This is a genomic window from Pseudoalteromonas sp. MMG006, from assembly GCF_018101025.1.
In the GTDB taxonomy this organism is placed as follows: domain Bacteria; phylum Pseudomonadota; class Gammaproteobacteria; order Enterobacterales; family Alteromonadaceae; genus Pseudoalteromonas.
In genome coordinates this window covers 50,870-69,400 of sequence record NZ_JAGJEJ010000021.1, presented here as the reverse complement: position 1 = coordinate 69,400, position 18,531 = coordinate 50,870, and the positions used below count along the sequence as shown (strand labels likewise).

16 protein-coding genes and 2 tRNA genes are annotated in these 18,531 nt (G+C 39.8%); 3 read left to right on the top strand and 15 right to left on the bottom strand.

Features of this window, described 5'->3' with window-relative positions; genetic code table 11:
• Positions 1-7: 7 nt before the first annotated feature.
• From J8L73_RS16630 to J8L73_RS16605, 6 genes are all read right to left on the bottom strand, one after another.
• Positions 8-81, bottom strand: a tRNA-Cys gene (locus J8L73_RS16630).
• Between the two features lie 31 nt (positions 82-112).
• Positions 113-188: transfer RNA gene (locus J8L73_RS16625), tRNA-Gly, on the bottom strand.
• A gap of 211 nt (positions 189-399) precedes the next feature.
• Positions 400-945, bottom strand: a complete 546-nt coding sequence (pgsA, locus tag J8L73_RS16620; RefSeq protein ID WP_058548269.1) for a CDP-diacylglycerol--glycerol-3-phosphate 3-phosphatidyltransferase — start codon at positions 943-945, stop codon at positions 400-402.
• A 42-nt stretch (positions 946-987) separates the two neighbouring features.
• Positions 988-2,811 (bottom strand): excinuclease ABC subunit UvrC, encoded by a 1,824-nt coding sequence (gene uvrC / locus J8L73_RS16615; protein WP_211018756.1) that lies wholly within the window; start codon positions 2,809-2,811, stop codon positions 988-990.
• Positions 2,812-2,817: 6 nt separating this feature from the next.
• The gene (gene uvrY, locus J8L73_RS16610; protein WP_004589511.1) at positions 2,818-3,468 is read right to left on the bottom strand and encodes a UvrY/SirA/GacA family response regulator transcription factor; all 651 of its coding nucleotides are present in this window, start codon (positions 3,466-3,468) and stop codon (positions 2,818-2,820) included.
• A 108-nt stretch (positions 3,469-3,576) separates the two neighbouring features.
• Positions 3,577-4,728 (bottom strand): dicarboxylate/amino acid:cation symporter, encoded by a 1,152-nt coding sequence (locus J8L73_RS16605; protein ID WP_211018754.1) that lies wholly within the window; start codon positions 4,726-4,728, stop codon positions 3,577-3,579.
• 364 nt (positions 4,729-5,092) lie between these two features.
• On the opposite strand from J8L73_RS16605, the gene cysK reads away from it, so the two are divergent.
• Positions 5,093-6,061, top strand: a complete 969-nt coding sequence (gene cysK, locus J8L73_RS16600; RefSeq protein ID WP_211018752.1) for a cysteine synthase A — start codon at positions 5,093-5,095, stop codon at positions 6,059-6,061.
• A gap of 146 nt (positions 6,062-6,207) precedes the next feature.
• A complete protein-coding gene (locus tag J8L73_RS16595; protein ID WP_211018750.1) occupies positions 6,208-6,642 on the top strand; it encodes a hypothetical protein in 435 nt (144 codons plus the stop codon).
• Between the two features lie 71 nt (positions 6,643-6,713).
• Here J8L73_RS16595 and J8L73_RS16590 read toward each other — a convergent pair whose 3' ends face one another.
• The gene (locus J8L73_RS16590; protein WP_211018748.1) at positions 6,714-8,990 is read right to left on the bottom strand and encodes an acyl-CoA dehydrogenase; all 2,277 of its coding nucleotides are present in this window, start codon (positions 8,988-8,990) and stop codon (positions 6,714-6,716) included.
• Positions 8,991-9,157: 167 nt separating this feature from the next.
• Here J8L73_RS16590 and J8L73_RS16585 point away from each other — a divergent pair, with 167 nt between their 5' ends.
• Complete coding sequence (locus tag J8L73_RS16585; RefSeq protein WP_211018747.1) at positions 9,158-11,005, top strand: M2 family metallopeptidase; 1,848 nt, start codon at positions 9,158-9,160, stop codon at positions 11,003-11,005.
• A 96-nt stretch (positions 11,006-11,101) separates the two neighbouring features.
• Here J8L73_RS16585 and J8L73_RS16580 read toward each other — a convergent pair whose 3' ends face one another.
• From J8L73_RS16580 to J8L73_RS16545, 8 genes are all read right to left on the bottom strand, one after another.
• Positions 11,102-11,905, bottom strand: coding sequence for a putative porin (locus J8L73_RS16580; protein ID WP_211000564.1), 804 nt, complete (start codon positions 11,903-11,905; stop codon positions 11,102-11,104).
• 598 nt (positions 11,906-12,503) lie between these two features.
• On the bottom strand, positions 12,504-13,298 hold the full coding sequence (locus J8L73_RS16575; protein WP_211018745.1) for a putative porin: 795 nt from the start codon (positions 13,296-13,298) through the stop codon (positions 12,504-12,506).
• A gap of 198 nt (positions 13,299-13,496) precedes the next feature.
• Positions 13,497-13,871, bottom strand: coding sequence for a PH domain-containing protein (locus J8L73_RS16570; protein ID WP_089347283.1), 375 nt, complete (start codon positions 13,869-13,871; stop codon positions 13,497-13,499).
• Positions 13,871-14,779, bottom strand: coding sequence for an ABC transporter ATP-binding protein (locus J8L73_RS16565; protein WP_211018743.1), 909 nt, complete (start codon positions 14,777-14,779; stop codon positions 13,871-13,873). The genes J8L73_RS16570 and J8L73_RS16565 overlap by 1 nt, the downstream gene beginning before the upstream one ends.
• Positions 14,776-15,603, bottom strand: coding sequence for an ABC transporter permease subunit (locus tag J8L73_RS16560; RefSeq protein ID WP_211018741.1), 828 nt, complete (start codon positions 15,601-15,603; stop codon positions 14,776-14,778). Before J8L73_RS16560 ends, J8L73_RS16565 begins: the two co-directional genes overlap by 4 nt.
• Before the next feature lie 147 nt (positions 15,604-15,750).
• Positions 15,751-16,932: a cystathionine beta-lyase gene (locus J8L73_RS16555; protein WP_211018739.1), complete on the bottom strand. Its 1,182-nt coding sequence runs from the start codon at positions 16,930-16,932 to the stop codon at positions 15,751-15,753.
• Between the two features lie 9 nt (positions 16,933-16,941).
• Positions 16,942-17,862, bottom strand: coding sequence for an NAD(+) diphosphatase (nudC, locus tag J8L73_RS16550; protein WP_211000569.1), 921 nt, complete (start codon positions 17,860-17,862; stop codon positions 16,942-16,944).
• Positions 17,863-18,017: 155 nt separating this feature from the next.
• On the bottom strand, positions 18,018-18,521 hold the full coding sequence (locus J8L73_RS16545; protein WP_211018737.1) for an NYN domain-containing protein: 504 nt from the start codon (positions 18,519-18,521) through the stop codon (positions 18,018-18,020).
• Between the last annotated feature and the right edge of the window lie 10 nt (positions 18,522-18,531).

The window sequence follows — 18,531 nt, the reverse complement described above, 5'->3', positions numbered from 1 at the left end:
GTTGAAATGGAGGCGGAACCCGGAGTCGAACCGAGGTAGACGGATTTGCAATCCGGTGCATGGCCACTCTGCCATTCCGCCCCAGTACGGGGTATTAACCTTAAGATAAACTTGGAGCGGTACACGAGGCTCGAACTCGTGACCTCGACCTTGGCAAGGTCGCGCTCTACCAACTGAGCTAGTACCGCATTTAATTTATTAGCTTTTGAATTTCAACACAATGTTTTGAGTCAACATTCAGGCAACTAATTAATTACCGTTTCGTTTATCTAGGGGGCTATGCCCTCTCAACACGGACGCATTCTACAGAGATTATTAAACGCGTCAATACAAAAAATGCTAGTTTTGAACTGTTTGATTACTTTTTATCTAAAACGGTGCGTTATTAGACATTTAGAGCTAATTTTTAGTCAATTCACCCCATGCTGCACGTAAATATTGCATCATCGAACTTAAGGTTAAAAAGGTTGCTACATACAGTAGTGCAAAACTTAGATAGTTCATCCAGGGTGCATATTGCCAAATCAAACCAATAATGGCTAACATTTGTGCAGCGGTTTTAATTTTACCCATATTAGATACAGCCACATTACCGCGCTTGCCCTGTTCAGCCATCCACTCACGCAGAGCTGAAATAACAATTTCACGACATATAATAATTAATGCAGGTATTGTCATATACATAGACTGATAATGATCAGATAACGCAACAAGCGCTGCACATACCATTACTTTATCTGCCACTGGGTCTAAGAAGGCACCAAAAGGCGTTGATTGCTCTAGCTTACGTGCTAAATAGCCGTCAAGAATATCGGTAATCGATGCAAGCCAAAATATAAAAGCGGCAGCAAAAAAAGCCCAGCTATAAGGCAAATAAAATATCACCAAAAAAATGGGGATAAGAAAAAGTCTAAAGGTTGTGAGTGTGTTTGGAATATTCCACATAACTACTTGGATATGTCTTTTTTTCTATATTCGCACGAAGGGCTAGCCCTTGTCATGCAAATGGTTAAATATCTTCTCAGCCATGTCAGGGCTGATCCCAGGAACTTTCTTTAACTGTTCTATATTAGCAGCTTTTACTCCCTGCATGCCCCCTAAATATTTTAATAATGTTTGGCGACGCTTAGAGCCTACACCATTTATTTCTTCTAATAAGGATTGAGTACGCTGTTTTTGGCGCTTATTACGATGCCCTGCAATTGCAAAACGGTGTGATTCATCACGAATATGTTGGATTAAATGAAGCGCAGGCGCATCCGAATCCATAGGAATAGTTTTGCGCCCGCCGTCAATTAATAAAGTTTCAAGGCCAGGCTTACGGCTGGTACCTTTAGCAACACCGACTAACAATGGCATTTTAGCATGAGGCCAGTTTGCAAAATATTGTTCTGCTCGACCTAATTGCCCTTTACCTCCGTCAATAAATATTACATCAGGTATTTTTTCCTCATCAACAACTTTGTTGTAACGCTTGTTAAGGGCAAACTCCATTGCTGCATAATCATCGCCCCCGGTAATACCGGTTACGTTGTAGCGTCTGTACTCTTTGGTATTTGGCCCTTGAGAGTCAAAAACCACACAACTTGCAACCGTATTTTCACCCATAGTATGGCTTATATCAAAACACTCCATTCTCGTTATGTCATCAAGGCGTAAAGTCGCCTTTAACTGAGCATAACGTTTATTTATAGAGTCTTGAGTGCTTTGCTTAACAGTAATGCTATTTAATGCATTTTTATTCGCAAGTTGTAAGTACTGCGCCCGCTCTCCACGAGTCACTACTTTAAGTACTACTTTGCGCTCACTGATTTGAGTTAGGGCTTCACCTAACACTTCACTTTCTGCAATTTCGAACGGTAAAATAATTTCTTTTGCTATGCGCCCTGTTGCCCCAGGTGCTAAGTAGTATTGCCCTAAAAACGAAGTAAGGATTTCTTCTTGGCCAGAGTCTTTTGGTACTTTAGGGAAATAAGTTTTACTGCCGAGCACTTTATGGTCGCGGATCATCAATAAATGAATCCCGTTTAAGCCATTTAAATGTGCAAAACCAACTACATCCATTTCAGCAAAGTTGCCCGAGATAGACTGCTGCTCCTGCATTTTACGCAATAGCATAATTTGATCGCGAACCTTCGCCGCAAGTTCAAAGTTAAGTTGTGCGCTAGCGGTTTCCATTTTTTTTATTAAATCGGCGATAACTTCGTGTGACTTACCCGTTAAAAACTTACGAACATAGTCAACCTGTTCTGAATATTCGTCCTCAGACACTTTGTTAACACATGGTGCAGAGCAGCGCTTTAGCTGATACTGCAAACACGGGCGACTTCTTGCTCGATAATAAGCGTCTTCACATTGACGAACCGGAAATATTTTTTGCATTAAGCGCAAACTTTCAGACACTGCCCCGGCACTTGGGAAAGGCCCAAAGTATTCGCCTTTTACTTTACGGCTTCCACGATGAAACGCTAAACGCGGGTGTTTATGGCTCGTAAGTAAAATATATGGGTATGACTTATCATCACGCAGTAATATGTTATAGCGCGGCTGATATTTTTTAATGAGGTTGTTTTCAAGCAGAAGCGCTTCGGTTTCGGTGTTGGTAAGCGTGACTTCAATATCACAAATATTGCTTACTAAAACCCGAGTTTTACTATCGGTTATATTACTACGAAAATAACTTGTTACGCGTTTTTTTAAATTTTTAGCTTTACCAACATAAATGACTTGCTGGTCGCTATCGAGCATACGGTAAACACCAGGCTCGCTCGATAACGATTTTAAAAAATGTACATGATCAAATTCAGGCATATATAACTAGTGCGATACGTCTATATCAATCATTTTATGGCGAATCGCTAAATGCGTTAGCTCAACATCGCCACCTACATTTAGTTTTTCAAACATACGATAGCGATAACTATTAACCGTTTTAGAGCTTAAATTTAAGCGCTCTGCTATATCTTGTGCTTTTTCACCTTTAGTGATCATTAGCATAATTTGCAGTTCACGCTCAGATAAGCTTTGAAAAGGGTTTTCATCAGTGCGCCCTGTTACTTGAGCAAGTGCAATTTGTTGTGCAATTTCAGGGGCAATATAACGCTGGCCAGCATGAACTGATCGAATAGCACGTACCATCTCATCAGAGCCCGCGCCTTTAGTTAAAAACCCATGTGCACCAATTTGCATAACTTTGCTCGGAAACGGGTCTTCACAATTAACCGTTAATACAATAATTTTTACATCTGGGCAGTAGCGACAAATTTTCTTCGTCGCTTCAAGTCCACCCATGCCAGGCATATTCATATCCATTAATACTATGTTTGGCGCGTGTTGACGACAAAACTGTACGGCTGCTTCGCCATCTTTAGCCTCGCCAACCACTTTAAAACCACGTACGTCATCTAATATACGTTTTATACCAGTGCGAACCAGCTCATGGTCATCAACTAAAAGTACATTAATCAATGGAACATCCTCACTTACCTAACAACATGCGATTTAATAAAATTAATTCGTTACAGTACCATATATAAAGCGAAACAATAACTAGTATTATTGCCCCGCCTTAATAATTTAAGATGATGCTTTTTCGCTAAAGCGATCAACCCATAGTGCAATAATACCATCACCGGTAACATTACATGCGGTACCGAAGCTGTCTTGAGCTAAATAAAGTGCAATCATTAATGCAACCGCCCCTTCATTAAAGCCAAGCATACTTGTTAATAAGCCAAGTGCCGACATAACGGCGCCGCCTGGCGCACCTGGCGCTGCAATCATTACTACGCCTAGCATCATAATAAATGGCAGCATTCCCACTAATGAAGGTACTTCCATATTTGGCGATAAAAACATAACAGCCATTGCGCACGTTACAATCGTGATTGTAGAACCCGATAAATGTATGGTTGCACACAGTGGTACAGTAAAGTTTGCTACATCTTCTTTTACGTTATTTGCTTTACTCGATTGTAAAGACACAGGAATAGTCGCTGCACTCGACATTGTACCGAGTGCTGTAAAATACGCGGGTAGCATATTTTTAACCAGCTCTATCGGATTACGTTTAAGCATTAAACCTGTAGATACATACAACACGGTTAACCACAACCAATGCATAACTAGGGCTGCAATAAGCACAACACCAAAAGTTTGTAGTGTATCGACCACAGTACCTGCCACTGTCATTTCTGCAAATACACCTGCAATGTAAAATGGTAAAGCTGGAATAATCACTTTTGATAAAAGGCCATCTATTACATCACGCCCCTGATCAGATACTTTTTTAAGTGTTTCTAATTGCAGTTGGCTCATACCTATACCAAATACAAACGCAGTAACTAATGCCGTCATTACGCCCATTAGTGGTGGAATTTCTAAATCAATAAAACTACTTATTTCAGTGGCTACTTCTGCTTCGAATGTAATACCACCACTTAAAAGAGGAATAACAGCACTCACTAGCAAAAATGCAAGCGTGCCCGCAATAATAGTAGAGCTATAAGCAAACCCTACAGTCTTACCTAATAAATGGCCCGAGCCCTTTGGTAAACCAGCAATGCCTGAGGCAATAAAAAACAAAATAATTAAAGGTATAGTAAAGGAAATAAGTTGGCCAATTAGTTCTTTAACAGTAAATAAAAGCTCAACACCTGTTAAAGGCACATAGAGCCCGACCAAAATACCGGCCACAATACCGGCAATTAATTTTAATATTAAGTTCATTGTGATTGCTTAGTTGAATTTAGATACCGTGTTTTTAACATGTTTTGGACCCGTTGTGTGATAAAACTATTCAAGTTAAATTCATGTGCACAAATATCAAACAAATCTATATTAATAACAGGCTAATTTGCGTGTTTTTTAACTAAACTAAACCTTTGCACTTTAAATTTAAAATTAAGCCCGCACCTTTAATAACTAAAGCACCATTAATAATTAATTTTTATTTCGACTGGTTATAAGCCCAATAAATATATGTTATAGCCAAACTTTACTTTAGTTTTTTTAAACTCACAGTAAAGTGTATTTATATAGTTAGTAGCAAAAGCTATTAACACATTGATCAGATTGTATCCAAAGGAACATTATGTCTACTATTTTTGAAGATAACTCACTAAGTATTGGTAATACGCCACTGGTAAAACTTAACCGTGTTACGGGTGGGAATGTATACGCTAAAGTTGAATCTCGTAACCCTAGCTTTAGTATTAAATGTCGTATTGGTGCATCAATGATTTGGGAAGCTGAAAAATCAGGTCAGCTTGTTGAAGGCAAAGAACTTATTGAACCAACCTCAGGGAACACAGGTATTGCACTTGCATTTGTTGCTGCTGCACGTGGTTACAAACTGACACTAACTATGCCAAATACGATGAGTTTAGAGCGTCGTAAACTATTAAAAGCATTAGGTGCAAACTTAGTACTTACCGATGGTGCTAAGGGTATGAACGGCGCAATTGAAAAAGCGAAAGAAATTCAAGCAACAGACCCTGAAAAGTTCATTTTATTACAACAGTTCGAAAATCCAGCTAACCCTAAAATCCACTTTGAAACAACAGGCCCTGAAATTTTTGACGCGCTTGACGGTAAAGTAGACTTTTTTGTAGCCGGTGTTGGTACTGGTGGCACAATTACAGGCGTTAGCCGCTACCTTAAAAACGAAAAAGGTTTAGATGTTAAATCAATAGCTGTTGAACCAACAAGCTCGCCAGTGATTAGCCAAACGCTTGCTGGGGAAGAAATAAAACCAGGCCCTCATAAAATTCAAGGCATTGGCGCGGGCTTTATCCCTGGTAACCTTGATTTAAGCGTTATCGATGGTGCAGAGCAAGTATCTAATGAAGATGCTATTGCAATGGCTCACGAGCTAATGAAAAAAGAAGGTATTTTAGTAGGTATTTCATCAGGCGCAGCGGTTGTTGCCGCTAAACGCTATGCTGAAAAACCAGAAAACGCGGACAAAAACATTGTGGTAATTTTACCAAGTGCAACGGAGCGTTACTTATCAAGCCCAATGTTTGCTGAAGAATTTAGCGAGCAAGAATTAGTACAGTAATTTTCTCTCCTTGAGATACTAAAAAGGATGCCTATGGCATCCTTTTTTATTATTTATTATGCAATTTTCTATTAATTACCCGCCACCGCTTTACATCTTCTTTAATTAGCCACACACTTTAAAAAAACTAACTAATAATAATTAACATGAAAAAAATCTCGAGTTTACTAAGTTTAGTTGTATGCCTATTTATTAGTGCATGTGGGGATGACGCAAAAACGCTTGGCGATACCCCTGGCGATACAGCTACCGCTTACTTTGATGCCCTTTATAATCAACAAGACTTACAAAAAGCCAGCACTATGGCAACACCTAACCTTACCCGCATAATGAAGTCTTATGGGACAGCTAAGCAGTTTTCACGTAATTTAGTTAATATGCAGTACGACAAAGTCGTTATTGAAGTTGATATGACCAATATGAGCGTACGAGAACAATACGGCGATAATGCTAAAATAAACCTGATTTTTACGGGTTATTTTAATGGCGATAAAATTGACGATTTCAGAAGTGTCAAAATGCTCCGTAAAAAAGGTAAATGGTATATAGATAAAATAGTGGCCGACCCTTATGCCCGATAATTACAAACAAAAAAGGCCTTACATCTGTAAGGCCTTTTGTATTTTAACTATAAATTAAAACATATAAATGATTAAAGCTCACCGGGTTTAAAGTTATCAACCGCAATTGCTTGTTTTCTTAGTTTATTTGTATGGTGCATTGCATCTGCATCAGCTTGCTCTATAAAGCCCTGCTCCAACGAGTAACTAATTGCGCCTTCTATATCAAGCGTGGCAGGTACCTTACCTTTTCGTTGCCATTGCTTTAAGTCTTTAAACTGCACTTGCATATCATGCATAGCTAAAAACGCATTCTCCATTACACCAGTACCGGCATTTTCATCCACGTAACATAAATGTGTTAAGCGGTTTCTAAATACACCGGGCTGGGTCATGTGCTCGCAAATACTTTGTGCTGTTTCATCACTTGGTTTGTGATAGTGATTGCCAAGCGGAAATACAATGCGTTTAAGTAAAAAGTTAATCACAGGATTTGAAAAGTTTTTGAAAAAGCCATCAAACGCTTGGCCAATTTCATACAATGAGTTTTCAATTGCGTATTTAACAAACGGTAAGTCAGCTTGTTGGCGACCTTCGTCTTCAAAGCGCTTTAACACTGTAGAAGCTAAATACAAATGACTTAGTACATCACCTAAGCGCGCCGAAATCATTTCTTTTCGTTTAAGCTCGCCACCCAGTACTAACATGGCAACATCGGTGGTAAAGGCAAGACCACGGCTCATTCGGCTTAATTGCTTGTAGTAAACAGCGGTAGCACCGCATACAGGCGCTTTGGCAAAACAGCTACGTGTTAAACCATGTACAAACGCCATACCCGCGTTACTTGCAGCAAAAAGTATGTGGTTCATTAATAAACCATCAAATTGATCAAGTGCTGCGTCGTCATCTTTCATTGCCGCCGCTTCCATTTCTTTTAACACAAATGGATGACAGCGCGTAGCGCCTTGGCCAAATATCATTAAGTTACGGGTTAAAATATTAGCGCCTTCAACCGTAATTGATACCGGAATACCCATATAGCCATGGGCTAAATAGTTATTAGGTCCCACTTGAATACCTTTGCCTGAATGAATATCCATAGCATCGTTCATCACAGTACGACCCATTTCGGTCATATGATATTTAGCAATAGCCGTAACAACCGACGGGCTTAGTTTTAAGTCTATCGCGCCTGCAGTCATCAACCTACACGACTCAAGTGCATACGTTAAACCACCAATACGTGCTAATGCCTCTTGCACACCTTCAAATTGACCAATAGATACACCAAACTGCTGGCGCACCATTGCATAGGCTGAGGTCATTTTAGACGCTAAATGTCCTGTTGCTGTACTCAGTGCTGGCAGCGAAATACCACGCCCGGCACTTAAACATTCAACGAGCATACGCCAGCCACGCCCTGCCCCTTGCTCACCACCAATAATCCAATCTAGTGGAATAAATACGTCTTTACCGTAAGTAGTCCCGTTCATAAACGCCATATTTAATGGATAATGACGCTCGCCTGTTTCTACGCCTTCATGGTCGGTAGGAATAAGTGCACAGGTAATACCGAGTTCTTTTTCATCACCAAGTAGTCCATCAGGGTCGTACATTTTAAATGCAAGGCCAAGCACCGTTGCCACTGGCGCAAGCGTAATATAACGCTTAGACCAATTTAAACGCAGGCCTATAACTTCTTCACCATTATGCAGCCCTTTACATACGACGCCTGAGTCAGGAATGCTGCCCGCATCAGAGCCCGCTTCTGGGCCGGTAAGGGCAAAACACGGTACGTCTTCGCCACTTGCAAGCGTTGGTAGCCAACGATCTTGCTGCTCTTTTGTACCGTAATGCAGTAATAATTCACCCGGGCCTAAGCTATTAGGCACCATAACTGTTACCGCCGCAGTTAAGCTTTTGGTCGCAATTTTTGACACTATGGTAGAGTTTGCAATAGCTGAGAACTCTCGTCCGCCAAACTTTTCAGGAATGATCAGCGCAAAAAAGCCTTCTGTTTTTAAGTAATCCCATACTTCTTTTGGCAGGTCTTTGTCTTTTTGCACTATTTGGTAGTCATCAAGCATCGCTAATAACGTTTCTACTTGGCTATCCATAAAGGCATTTTCTTTGTCACTCAGTTCAGGCTTAGGAAAACGATGTAGTTTTTGCCAGTCAGGGTTACCGCTAAAAAGCTCACCGTCCCACCAAACATCACCCGCTTCCATTGCTTCTCGCTCTGTTTGTGAAAGCGGTGGAAGTACCCTTTTAAACATTTTAAACGTAGGACGACTGATCAGGTTGAGGCGAATATCTTTAACTGCAAAAATAACCACCACAACAACCAGCAATATTATAAATACTGACATGCGTACATTCCTTACACATTGAATGAAAATAGTAACTTAATTATGACCCATCTTAATTTAAATACAATCATTGCACGACGAGCAGTTTGGCCTGATGTATTCATTTCATTGTTTTAAACATCACTGCTATTATCAACGCCTTAATAACAATAAATTAAAGGAATACCATGAACACACCACGCTTTAAACTCAGCATAAGCGCGCTTGTGGTTGCCAGCACACTTGCTTTATCGGCTTGCGATGCACAAGTAACACTAGACACCAGCGATTCATCACAAGCTACCAAAACAGTAACCGCAAAAGATGCAAACGCATTTATAGCAAAAACAGAGCAAGAGTTAAGTGCGCTTTATTTAGAATCGAGCCGTGCAGAGTGGATTTACGCAAACTTTATTACTCATGATACCTCAGCACTTTCTGCTGAAGTTAATCGTAAAATGACCGAAACCGTTGTGCGTTTAGCCAATCATGCCGCGCAGTTTGATGAACTTGAACTTGATTACGATGCCCGCCGCAAACTTAATAAGCTTAAACTAGCGCTTACTTTACCCGCCCCACAAGACGCCGAAAAAACAGCACAGCTTTCAACTATTGTGGCTGAGCTTGGTGGTTTATACGGTAAAGGTAAATACTGTAAAGACGATGGTAGCTGCTTAAGCCTTGGCGACATGACGTCAAAAATGGCCACCAGCCGAGATTACAACGAACTACTTGATTTGTGGCAAGGCTGGCGACAAATATCAAAACCAATGCGCCCGCTGTACGAGCAACAAGTTGCACTTACCAACGAGGGTGCCAAAGAGCTTGGTTATGCTGATACAGGCGCAATGTGGCGCAGTAAGTACGATATGCCAGCCGATAACTTTACCAAAGAGCTTGACCGCATTTGGGGGCAAGTAAAACCGTTATACAACGCTCTTCACTGTCATGTTCGAGCTAAATTAGGTGAAAAATACGGCACCGATAAAGTAGTCCAAGATGAGCCTATTCCTGCGCACTTACTTGGAAACATGTGGGCGCAAGCGTGGGGTAACATTTACGATGTAGTCGCACCAGAAAATGCTGATCCAGGTTACGATGTTACTGAGCTATTAGCTAAAAATAATTACGACGAACTTAAAATGGTAAAAGGGGCTGAAACCTTTTTTACCTCAATGGGATTTGAGCCACTACCGGAGACCTTTTACGAGCGTTCGTTGTTTGTAAAACCAAAAGACAGAGATGTGCAGTGTCATGCATCTGCTTGGAATATAGATAGCAAAGACGACTTACGCATTAAAATGTGTATTCAGCGCACAGGCGAAGAATTTTCAGTTATTCACCATGAGCTAGGCCACAATTTTTATCAGCGCGCTTACAACAAACAGCCTTTATTTTATCAAGAAAGTGCAAACGATGGTTTCCATGAAGCCATTGGCGACACCATTGCCCTTTCGGTTACACCTGGATACTTAAAAGAAATTGGCTTATTAAAGCAAGTACCTGATGAATCAAAAGACATTGGCCTATTAATGAAAATGGCGCTTGATAAAGTGGCGTTTGTGCCATTTAGCTTAATGGTTGATCAATGGCGTTGGCAGGTATTTTCAGGGCAAGTAAAGCCGCAAGATTACAATAAAGCATGGTGGGAACTTCGCGAAAAGTACCAAGGTGTGCAAGCGCCTATCGCTCGTAGCGAAGACGACTTTGATCCGGGTGCTAAGTACCACGTCCCGGGTAATACACCTTATACACGTTACTTTTTAGCGCATATTTTACAATTTGAATTTCATCGTAGCTTATGTGAAATTGCCGGTAACGATAAAGCGATTCATCGCTGCTCTATTTATAACTCAAAAGAGGCAGGCGCGAAGCTTAACGCAATGCTAGAAATGGGCTCCTCTCGTCCATGGCAAGAAGCACTTGAAACCGTAACGGGTAAACCACAAATGGACGCTACAGCCATGCTTGACTACTTTGCACCACTACAACGCTATTTAGATGAGCAGAATAAAGGCCGTAATTGCGGCTGGTAATAACTCATCGTTAAATACTCAAACGTCAAAAACAACAAAGCCCGCTTAATTAGCGGGCTTTTTAATACTCTTGTTTTAACTAAGTCAGGAAGTTAATTAAAACTGGTAACGCATGTTAGCAAAGTAAGCATCGTTATCTGAGTCATCTGCGTTATTACCATAACCTACTTTTAGTCCAAGGTTTGGATTAAAGAAGTGTTGGGCGCCAAAAGTATAAGCATCTTCTTTATTATAAGAGGCAAACACTGACGTAGCCTTACTAAAGTAGTAATTAGTTTCTAAATTCCACTGATCATCAGCTTCTTCAAGACTTTCAAATGTACCTTCAACAGTTAAAAAGTTACCTTCTTGCAAATCAACAAAGTACTTAGCTGCTACCGAGCGGTAATCGAAATCATCATCTGATTGAACAGTTACACCAACATAATCAGTGCCATTTAGCATATAGTTATAGGCTAAAGAAAATAATGCGTAATCTTCGCCATCATCATTGTCAACAAATTTGGCTTTTGCTAGTAAGTCAGGGCTGAAAAAATAACCTGCTGTGAACGCAAAAGATTCATTGTTAGAACCAAAATCGCTGTTTTCATATGAAGCGCCAAAAACGACGTCTTTATAAAAGTATTCGCCACCGATTAATGTTAAATCGCTTGCGTCGTTATCTGTGTAAGCACCAAAAACGTTACTTTCTTTATTTATGTACTCAAACTGATCGTAAGGACCTAATGTATCTTTAGGAGAAAAGTAATAAGTAGAATCGATACTGAATTGGTCATCATTATTACTATCTGTAAATTGATAACCTAAATTGCTAACTGAATTATAGCTATCGGCTGCCGCTGCAGTAGTAGCAGCACCTGATAATAAAATGCTCGAAATGATAACGGCTAATTTTTTCATCTTAAATTCCCTATAAATGTTACTTTGTATGCCTCAGCTGTCTAGCTAAAGTCGGGGCGCATCCTAACGCTGAAAAAATGAATGAATTCTGAATGACAGTACAGTTTTACCGCAGTTGAATTGTTAATTTAATGCTTAAATGTAAATGCAAAGCATCTCGCATATTCGTAAAAATAGCAGCATGTCATCATTTAACCTAAATAAGTAATAAATAAGGTACAAACTACCGCTAAAATGAGTGTAAGTTAACTATTCAATAAACCTCATCAATATAATTTACTTTCTTTTTATTTTTTCATTTCTAAAAAAATTACTATTTTTATTTTACCATTTCTCAAATTTCGTTTTCGAACAGGTTTGTATCATTGCGCATTCCTGTATGCTTTTTATACTAGCTATCACTTACCAGTATAAAGAACACTAGTAATTACTATTTTACAGCTATCACCTTCCATCCCCTCAATCTGCTTGATAAAAATAAAGGCCGTAAATACGGCTAGTAATAACTCATCGTTGAACACTCAAACGCCAAAAACAACAAAGCCCGCTTAATTAGCGGGCTTTTTAATACTCTTGTTTAACTAAGTCAGGGAGTTAATTAAAACTGAAAACGCATGTTAGCAAAGTAAGCATCGTTATCTGAGTCATCTGCATTGTTCTCGTAACCTACTTTAAGACCAATGTTTTTATTAATGAAGTGCTGAGCACCAAAGCTGTAAGTATCTTGCTTGTTGTAATTAGCAAATACAGACGTTGCTTTTGAGAAGTAGTAGTTAGTTTCAGCTACCCATTGGTTTTCTGCATCCTCAATGCTTTCGTACTTACCTTCAAAGGTTAAAAAGTTACCTTGTTGTAAGTCGATAAAGTACTTAGCTGCAACTGCACGGTAATCAAAATCGTCATCTGCAGTCACAGTTACACCAACATAATCGGTGCTGTTAAGCATATGGTTATATGCTAAATCAAATAAAGCGTAATCATCGCCATCTTTGTTTTCTACAAGTGTTACTTTAGCTAGTAAGTCAGGGTTAAAAAAGTAACCACCTGTTAGTTTGTAAAGCTCACCGTTAGAGCCTGAATCTGGGTCGTAGTTTTCGTATGATGCGCCAACTAAAAATTCATTGATAAAGTATTCGCCACCAATGTTAGTTAAATCGCCAAAGTCATCATCAGCGTAACCACCATATACATTTGTTTGCTTGTTGATGTATTCAAACTGATCGTACGGGCCTAATGTTTTTTTAGGAGATAAGTAGTAAATAGAATCTACAGCCACGCTGTCGTTGTTATCGCTATCTTTGTAGCTTAAATTACTAATTGAGTTATAGCTGTCTGCAGCAGCCGCAGTGCTAGATAATAAAATGCTTGAAATAATAACTGCTAATCTTTTCATTGTAAGACTTCCCTTTGTACATTGCTTTTTATGCTTTAGCTCTTTGACTAAAGTGTGCACATGCTAACGCTGGGAAACTGAACGAAAACTTAATTAACTAATTGTATTTATTAAGTTAATTGTAAGGAGGTGTAAGAAACTATAACATTAAAGTAGTTGCAACATATAATCAACAACTACTTAAAGTATGTACAATATTTATAGTGCGTGCTGACTAATTACACGATACACCTCATTAATATTATCGCCCGACTTAAATTCTTTACTAATAGGAGTAGGGTCTGACCCAATCCAAATTTTAAGCTCTGCATCTAAATCAAAGTGCCCTGCACTTTCTTTACTAAATTTAGTAATTTTAGAATAGGCAATACTTACCATTTCCATTTTAGAGCCGGTCATACCTTGCTTATCAATTAAAATTAAGCGCTTATTAGTAAAAATAAACATATCACGAATAACCTTGTAAGCTTTTTCTACTTGTTCGCCTTCTATAAGCGTATTAGCAAGTACTTTTTCTAAATCAGAATCATCCACTTCACTTGCGTTACCCATTAAACCGCTCAGTAAACCCATTATACTTTCTCCTGTTTGAATATTTGATTTTCTAATGTGTGGCCATTGACTAACTGCCTATATTGCCAATTTTGTTGATGGCAAAAGTTTAGTAAAGCAATATCAAGCGGCTCATTTGATGGTTGATACTCAACCACATATTCTTTATGTTGGCTCATATAAACACGGCTTACACCTGCTAACAATTGTAGTTGTTGCTCTACATTTTGATAAGCCTCGTTAAGCATTAACGTGTAAAAGTGTTTATCGGTATTATTCTCTTTTGTTTGGTGCTCACTTAGTATGCCTTTATCTAAATGCAGTACTTGCGAGCATAAGCGCTCAAGCTCGGTTAAATCGTGAGAGCTTAAAATAAATGTAGCCTCACTACTTAAGCTAGATACCAGCTCTCGCACTTCTCTTGCATGAATAGGATCGAGCCCTGCGGTTGCTTCATCAAGCATAACAATTTGTGGCGCGCCAATTAGCGCCTGAGCAATAGTCACACGCTTTCGCATACCATGCGATAAATCGCCTGCGCGCTGCTTAGCGACTTCTGTTAAGCCGACTAAATCAAGCACACGCAGTGCCTCGTTATGGCTTTGCTTGGTACTCATACCTTGCAGCTTGCCATAAAAGGCAAGTTGCTTATCAATATTAAAACGAGGATCTAACTGTGCATCTTGTGGCAACGCACTGACCTTATTAAAAAGTGCTGCACTACCAGGCTTGTGCCCTAAAATAGAGAGCTCACCATGACTTGGGTTTATATACCCACAAAGTAAACTAAACAGTGTGGTTTTACCGGCACCATTGGGGCCCACTAACGCCACCGGTGCACCTTGTTTTATTTCAAAGTTAACATTATTAAGTGCTTGTTTCGCACCATATGATTTACTTAGTCCGCTGGCTGTAATTAATGATTTCATAGCGAACTCCTTGTAAATATTCGATGCCCAATAGCAATAAGCACAACGCTTTGTAACAGCGGTACGCCTAATGCGGTCATTATTGGTAAGTTTTGCCCAGCTAATAATTCAGAGTTTACTCCAGGAAATAAATAATCCAGTGCATTTAAAGCTGGTATTTGCCAAGCCAGTATACCTACAACAATGCCACCTCCCGCGAAATATAAAATCGCCAGTACAATGGCTAAACGTGATGAGCGTGCAATAGTATTTATTAAACTCATTAGTGCTACAAATGGACTAAGTGTCACCACTAAGGTTAAGAATATTGATAACGCACGAAAAAAACCACCAGCAAGCAAACTTGGATCTCTAAAGCCTAAAACCGCTAAAGTGGCTATAAGTGTAATACCTACTAAACAGGCTAATACGGCTAATTGACCTAAAAAACGACCAAAAAGTATTTCAAAGCGTGTTGAGCGTAGCGATAAAAACCTTAACGTTCCGCGCTCTCTGTCACCTACAGTCTGGTCGCTGCAAATAAATATGGCGAAAAGAGGAAAGCTGTACAAAGCTATTAGCCAATACATAGCAAACTCAGATTCAGGCCAATCCAATAATTTACTTAATCCTATAGAGCCTGATATATCACGTGCTAGTTGCTCAAAGTCTGGCGCACTTATAATACTTACAGCCTGCCCAATTGGGTAACGCAGTATTATTAGCCACACAAGTGCAAATGCAGCCAGCGCGATTAAACCACGCTTAGTTAAAAACATGCGCACAAGCTCAAATCCCGCAATATGCGTTAGTCGCCTCATATTTATCGGTAGTGGTGTTACCATTGGCTATCCTTAATGACGTTTTATGATTAAAGTATTGTTCAACACTAAGTGTAAACACCTTGAATTACCAGCAAAAAAAAGCTCACCTTACGTGAGCTTTGTAACAAACCATTTAAATGTAATTGGTCATACTTTATTTAACCATTTTTATAAATGCTGTTGGTATATCTCAAGCGCTTGGCTTAAGTCGTTAATTAAATCACCAACGTCTTCAAGGCCAATATGCAAACGAATCACAGGGCCCAAATCCCAGCCGGTATTTGAGCGAAGCCTCTTCATGGTTAAATTAGCCGTTACTAAACTTTCAAAACCGCCCCACGAAAAGCCCATTTTAATATGCTCAAGGCTATCTAAAAACGCATCAATTGCTTTTTGGTTACCGGTTTTCATTACTATTGAAAATAAACCATTGCTGCCATCAAAGTCGCGTTTAAAGAACTCATGCCCTGGGCAGGTTTCAAATGCTGGGTGGCGAATGTGATCAACAAGCTCATGTTGCTCTAGCCATTTAGCAACTTCTATAGCTGCTTTTTCATGTTGATTTAAACGCACGCCCATTGTACGTAACCCCCTGAGAGCTAAATACGCATCATCGGCACTGGTGCATTGCCCTAATAGGTAGGAGTGTTCACGAAGGGTTGGCCAATACTTTTTATTAGCAACAGCTACACCCATCATTACATCTGAATGACCCACAATATATTTTGTTGCCGCTTGGATACTAATATCTACACCATGCTCTAATGGGCGGTAGTGCATGCCATTGCCGTAGGTGTTATCAAGCATAGTCATAATACTTTGCTCGTTTGCTACTTTTACCATGGCAGGTACATCTTGTATTTCCATGGTAATAGAGCCCGGAGACTCTAAAAACAATACCTTAGTATTTGGCTTTATATACTCTTTAATACCCGCGCCAATAGTTGGTGGGTAATAAGTGGTAGTAACACCAAGTCCAGCTAAAATTTTATCGCAAAAGTCGCGCGTTGGTTCATACACGTTATCAACCATCAAAATATGATCGCCCGCTTTTACAAACGACAGCAGCGCTTGGCTAATAGCCGCCGCACCACATGGATATAACGCGCAGCCTTCGCCGCCTTCAAGCTCAGTTATTGCTTCTTGCAGGGCAAAATGCGTAGTAGTTCCACGACGGCCATAAAATAAAGTTTTGTCGCCACGCGTTTTAGCGGCTTCTTTTAGATCAGCCACGGTATCAAATACAATGGTAGAGGCTCGTTGTACTACCGGGTTTACTACACCATGGGTATAGGCCTTTTTGCGTCCTGATGAGACTAGTTGAGTGTTTTTATTACTTTTACCCGACATTGTTATTCCTTATGGATGAGTGCGCCAGTGTTCAATTAAATAACGAGATATAGAATCAGTTCGAGGAAGCTTTAAGTGCTCCCCTTCATCATGCCAATTACCAAATTGCGCTAAATCTTCACGGCTAAACCATTTTGCATCGTCTAGTTCGTCTTTATCTACATTAATTTGCTCTGATGTCGCCTTTGCAAAAAAGCCAAGCATAATAGAAGAAGGGAAAGGCCAAGGCTGAGAAGCAATATATTTAACATCCATTACTTCAATACCGGCTTCTTCTTTGACTTCACGGGCTACTGCTTGCTCAAGTGTTTCACCTGGGTCTACAAACCCAGCAAGTGACGAATACATACCTTGCGGCCATATTGCCTGACGACCCAGTAAACAGCGCTCTACACCATCAGCAAATACCTTTGTAACCACCATTATTACGGCCGGATCGGTACGTGGGAATGTAGGATGCTTACAATGCTCGTTTTCACATAAGCGAGAGTGCCCTGCTTCAACTAACTTGTTTTTGCTACCGCAGCGCCCGCAAAAACTATGGGTTGCATGCCAATAACACAGTCCACGAGCAAGTGCGGCAATAGAGCCGTCTTGCATATCCACCTGAGGGCCATATTGTCGAATATCAAAAAATTGTGCATTCCCAATAACGGGGGCTAGTTCGTCGTCGTGTATTTTAGAGACATCGAGAGCAAACACACCATTTTCATCATCGTCAGAACCTAAAAAAATGGCGTTTGATAAATCTAAATGTGCAACTTGTTGATGCGTTAAATAGCACACTTGAGGGGAGTCTTTAAAAAACAAAGTGTGATTGTTATTCACTAAAAGCCACTTACTTTTCGCCGACACTTTTGCTTGTAACCACTTAGGGTTTTTACGAAAGTTTGAGCCTCTATCTAGCGGCATGTTGCTGTAATGAAGCATTTAAATCCTTGGTAACACGTTATGTTTTAAAATTACCATAACCCTTTAGCAAACCCAATTTATTCACGCCACAAAACAACCCTATTTAGTTCACTATTAAAATCTCTCAAGTTACACGAATCAAAGCTGCGCAGGAATTAATCAATTTTGTTAACTTACATTAGTAAGGTGTCATCAATTAAATGAAATTGTGCTGCACTTTGTTTTAGCACTTCGGCGGTGAGCCTGTCGGCACCATATACATCACACGGTACATTATATTGGTTTTTTAAATGCCCTAATAATAAAGCAAAGTCACCATCACCAGAGAGCAAAATCACTTTATCAAGATTTTTGCCTTGCTCTAGCATATCTATCGTTATGCCTACATCCCAATCGCCCTTGGCGCTGCCATCGCGACGCTGAATAAAGGGCTTTAGCTTTACCTCAAAGCCAATGGCGCGCAAAATATTTTGAAATTGATTTTGCTTTTCATCGCCACGATAAATTGCATACGCAAAAGCACAATCAATGGTGTATTGCTGCTTCATTAGCGCCCAAAAGGCGTTGTAATCAAAGTTTTTACGATAACTTTCACGACACGTGTAATAAATGTTTTGTACATCAACAAAAATACCTACACGCGGTTTACTGTTTTGCTGCTCGTTATGTAAAGTCATTTTTTTCCTA

What these genes read in the sequence shown, in the direction of transcription:
- pgsA (WP_058548269.1), bottom strand. Translation starts at nt 945, where the DNA reads ATGTGGAATATTCCAAACACACTCACAACCTTTAGACTTTTTCTTATC.
- uvrC (WP_211018756.1), bottom strand. Translation starts at nt 2,811, where the DNA reads ATGCCTGAATTTGATCATGTACATTTTTTAAAATCGTTATCGAGCGAG.
- J8L73_RS16605 (WP_211018754.1), bottom strand. Translation starts at nt 4,728, where the DNA reads ATGAACTTAATATTAAAATTAATTGCCGGTATTGTGGCCGGTATTTTG.
- cysK (WP_211018752.1), top strand. Translation starts at nt 5,093, where the DNA reads ATGTCTACTATTTTTGAAGATAACTCACTAAGTATTGGTAATACGCCA.
- J8L73_RS16595 (WP_211018750.1), top strand. Translation starts at nt 6,208, where the DNA reads ATGAAAAAAATCTCGAGTTTACTAAGTTTAGTTGTATGCCTATTTATT.
- J8L73_RS16590 (WP_211018748.1), bottom strand. Translation starts at nt 8,990, where the DNA reads ATGTCAGTATTTATAATATTGCTGGTTGTTGTGGTGGTTATTTTTGCA.
- J8L73_RS16585 (WP_211018747.1), top strand. Translation starts at nt 9,158, where the DNA reads ATGAACACACCACGCTTTAAACTCAGCATAAGCGCGCTTGTGGTTGCC.
- J8L73_RS16580 (WP_211000564.1), bottom strand. Translation starts at nt 11,905, where the DNA reads ATGAAAAAATTAGCCGTTATCATTTCGAGCATTTTATTATCAGGTGCT.
- J8L73_RS16575 (WP_211018745.1), bottom strand. Translation starts at nt 13,298, where the DNA reads ATGAAAAGATTAGCAGTTATTATTTCAAGCATTTTATTATCTAGCACT.
- J8L73_RS16570 (WP_089347283.1), bottom strand. Translation starts at nt 13,871, where the DNA reads ATGGGTTTACTGAGCGGTTTAATGGGTAACGCAAGTGAAGTGGATGAT.
- J8L73_RS16565 (WP_211018743.1), bottom strand. Translation starts at nt 14,779, where the DNA reads ATGAAATCATTAATTACAGCCAGCGGACTAAGTAAATCATATGGTGCG.
- J8L73_RS16560 (WP_211018741.1), bottom strand. Translation starts at nt 15,603, where the DNA reads ATGGTAACACCACTACCGATAAATATGAGGCGACTAACGCATATTGCG.
- J8L73_RS16555 (WP_211018739.1), bottom strand. Translation starts at nt 16,932, where the DNA reads ATGTCGGGTAAAAGTAATAAAAACACTCAACTAGTCTCATCAGGACGC.
- nudC (WP_211000569.1), bottom strand. Translation starts at nt 17,862, where the DNA reads ATGCTTCATTACAGCAACATGCCGCTAGATAGAGGCTCAAACTTTCGT.
- J8L73_RS16545 (WP_211018737.1), bottom strand. Translation starts at nt 18,521, where the DNA reads ATGACTTTACATAACGAGCAGCAAAACAGTAAACCGCGTGTAGGTATT.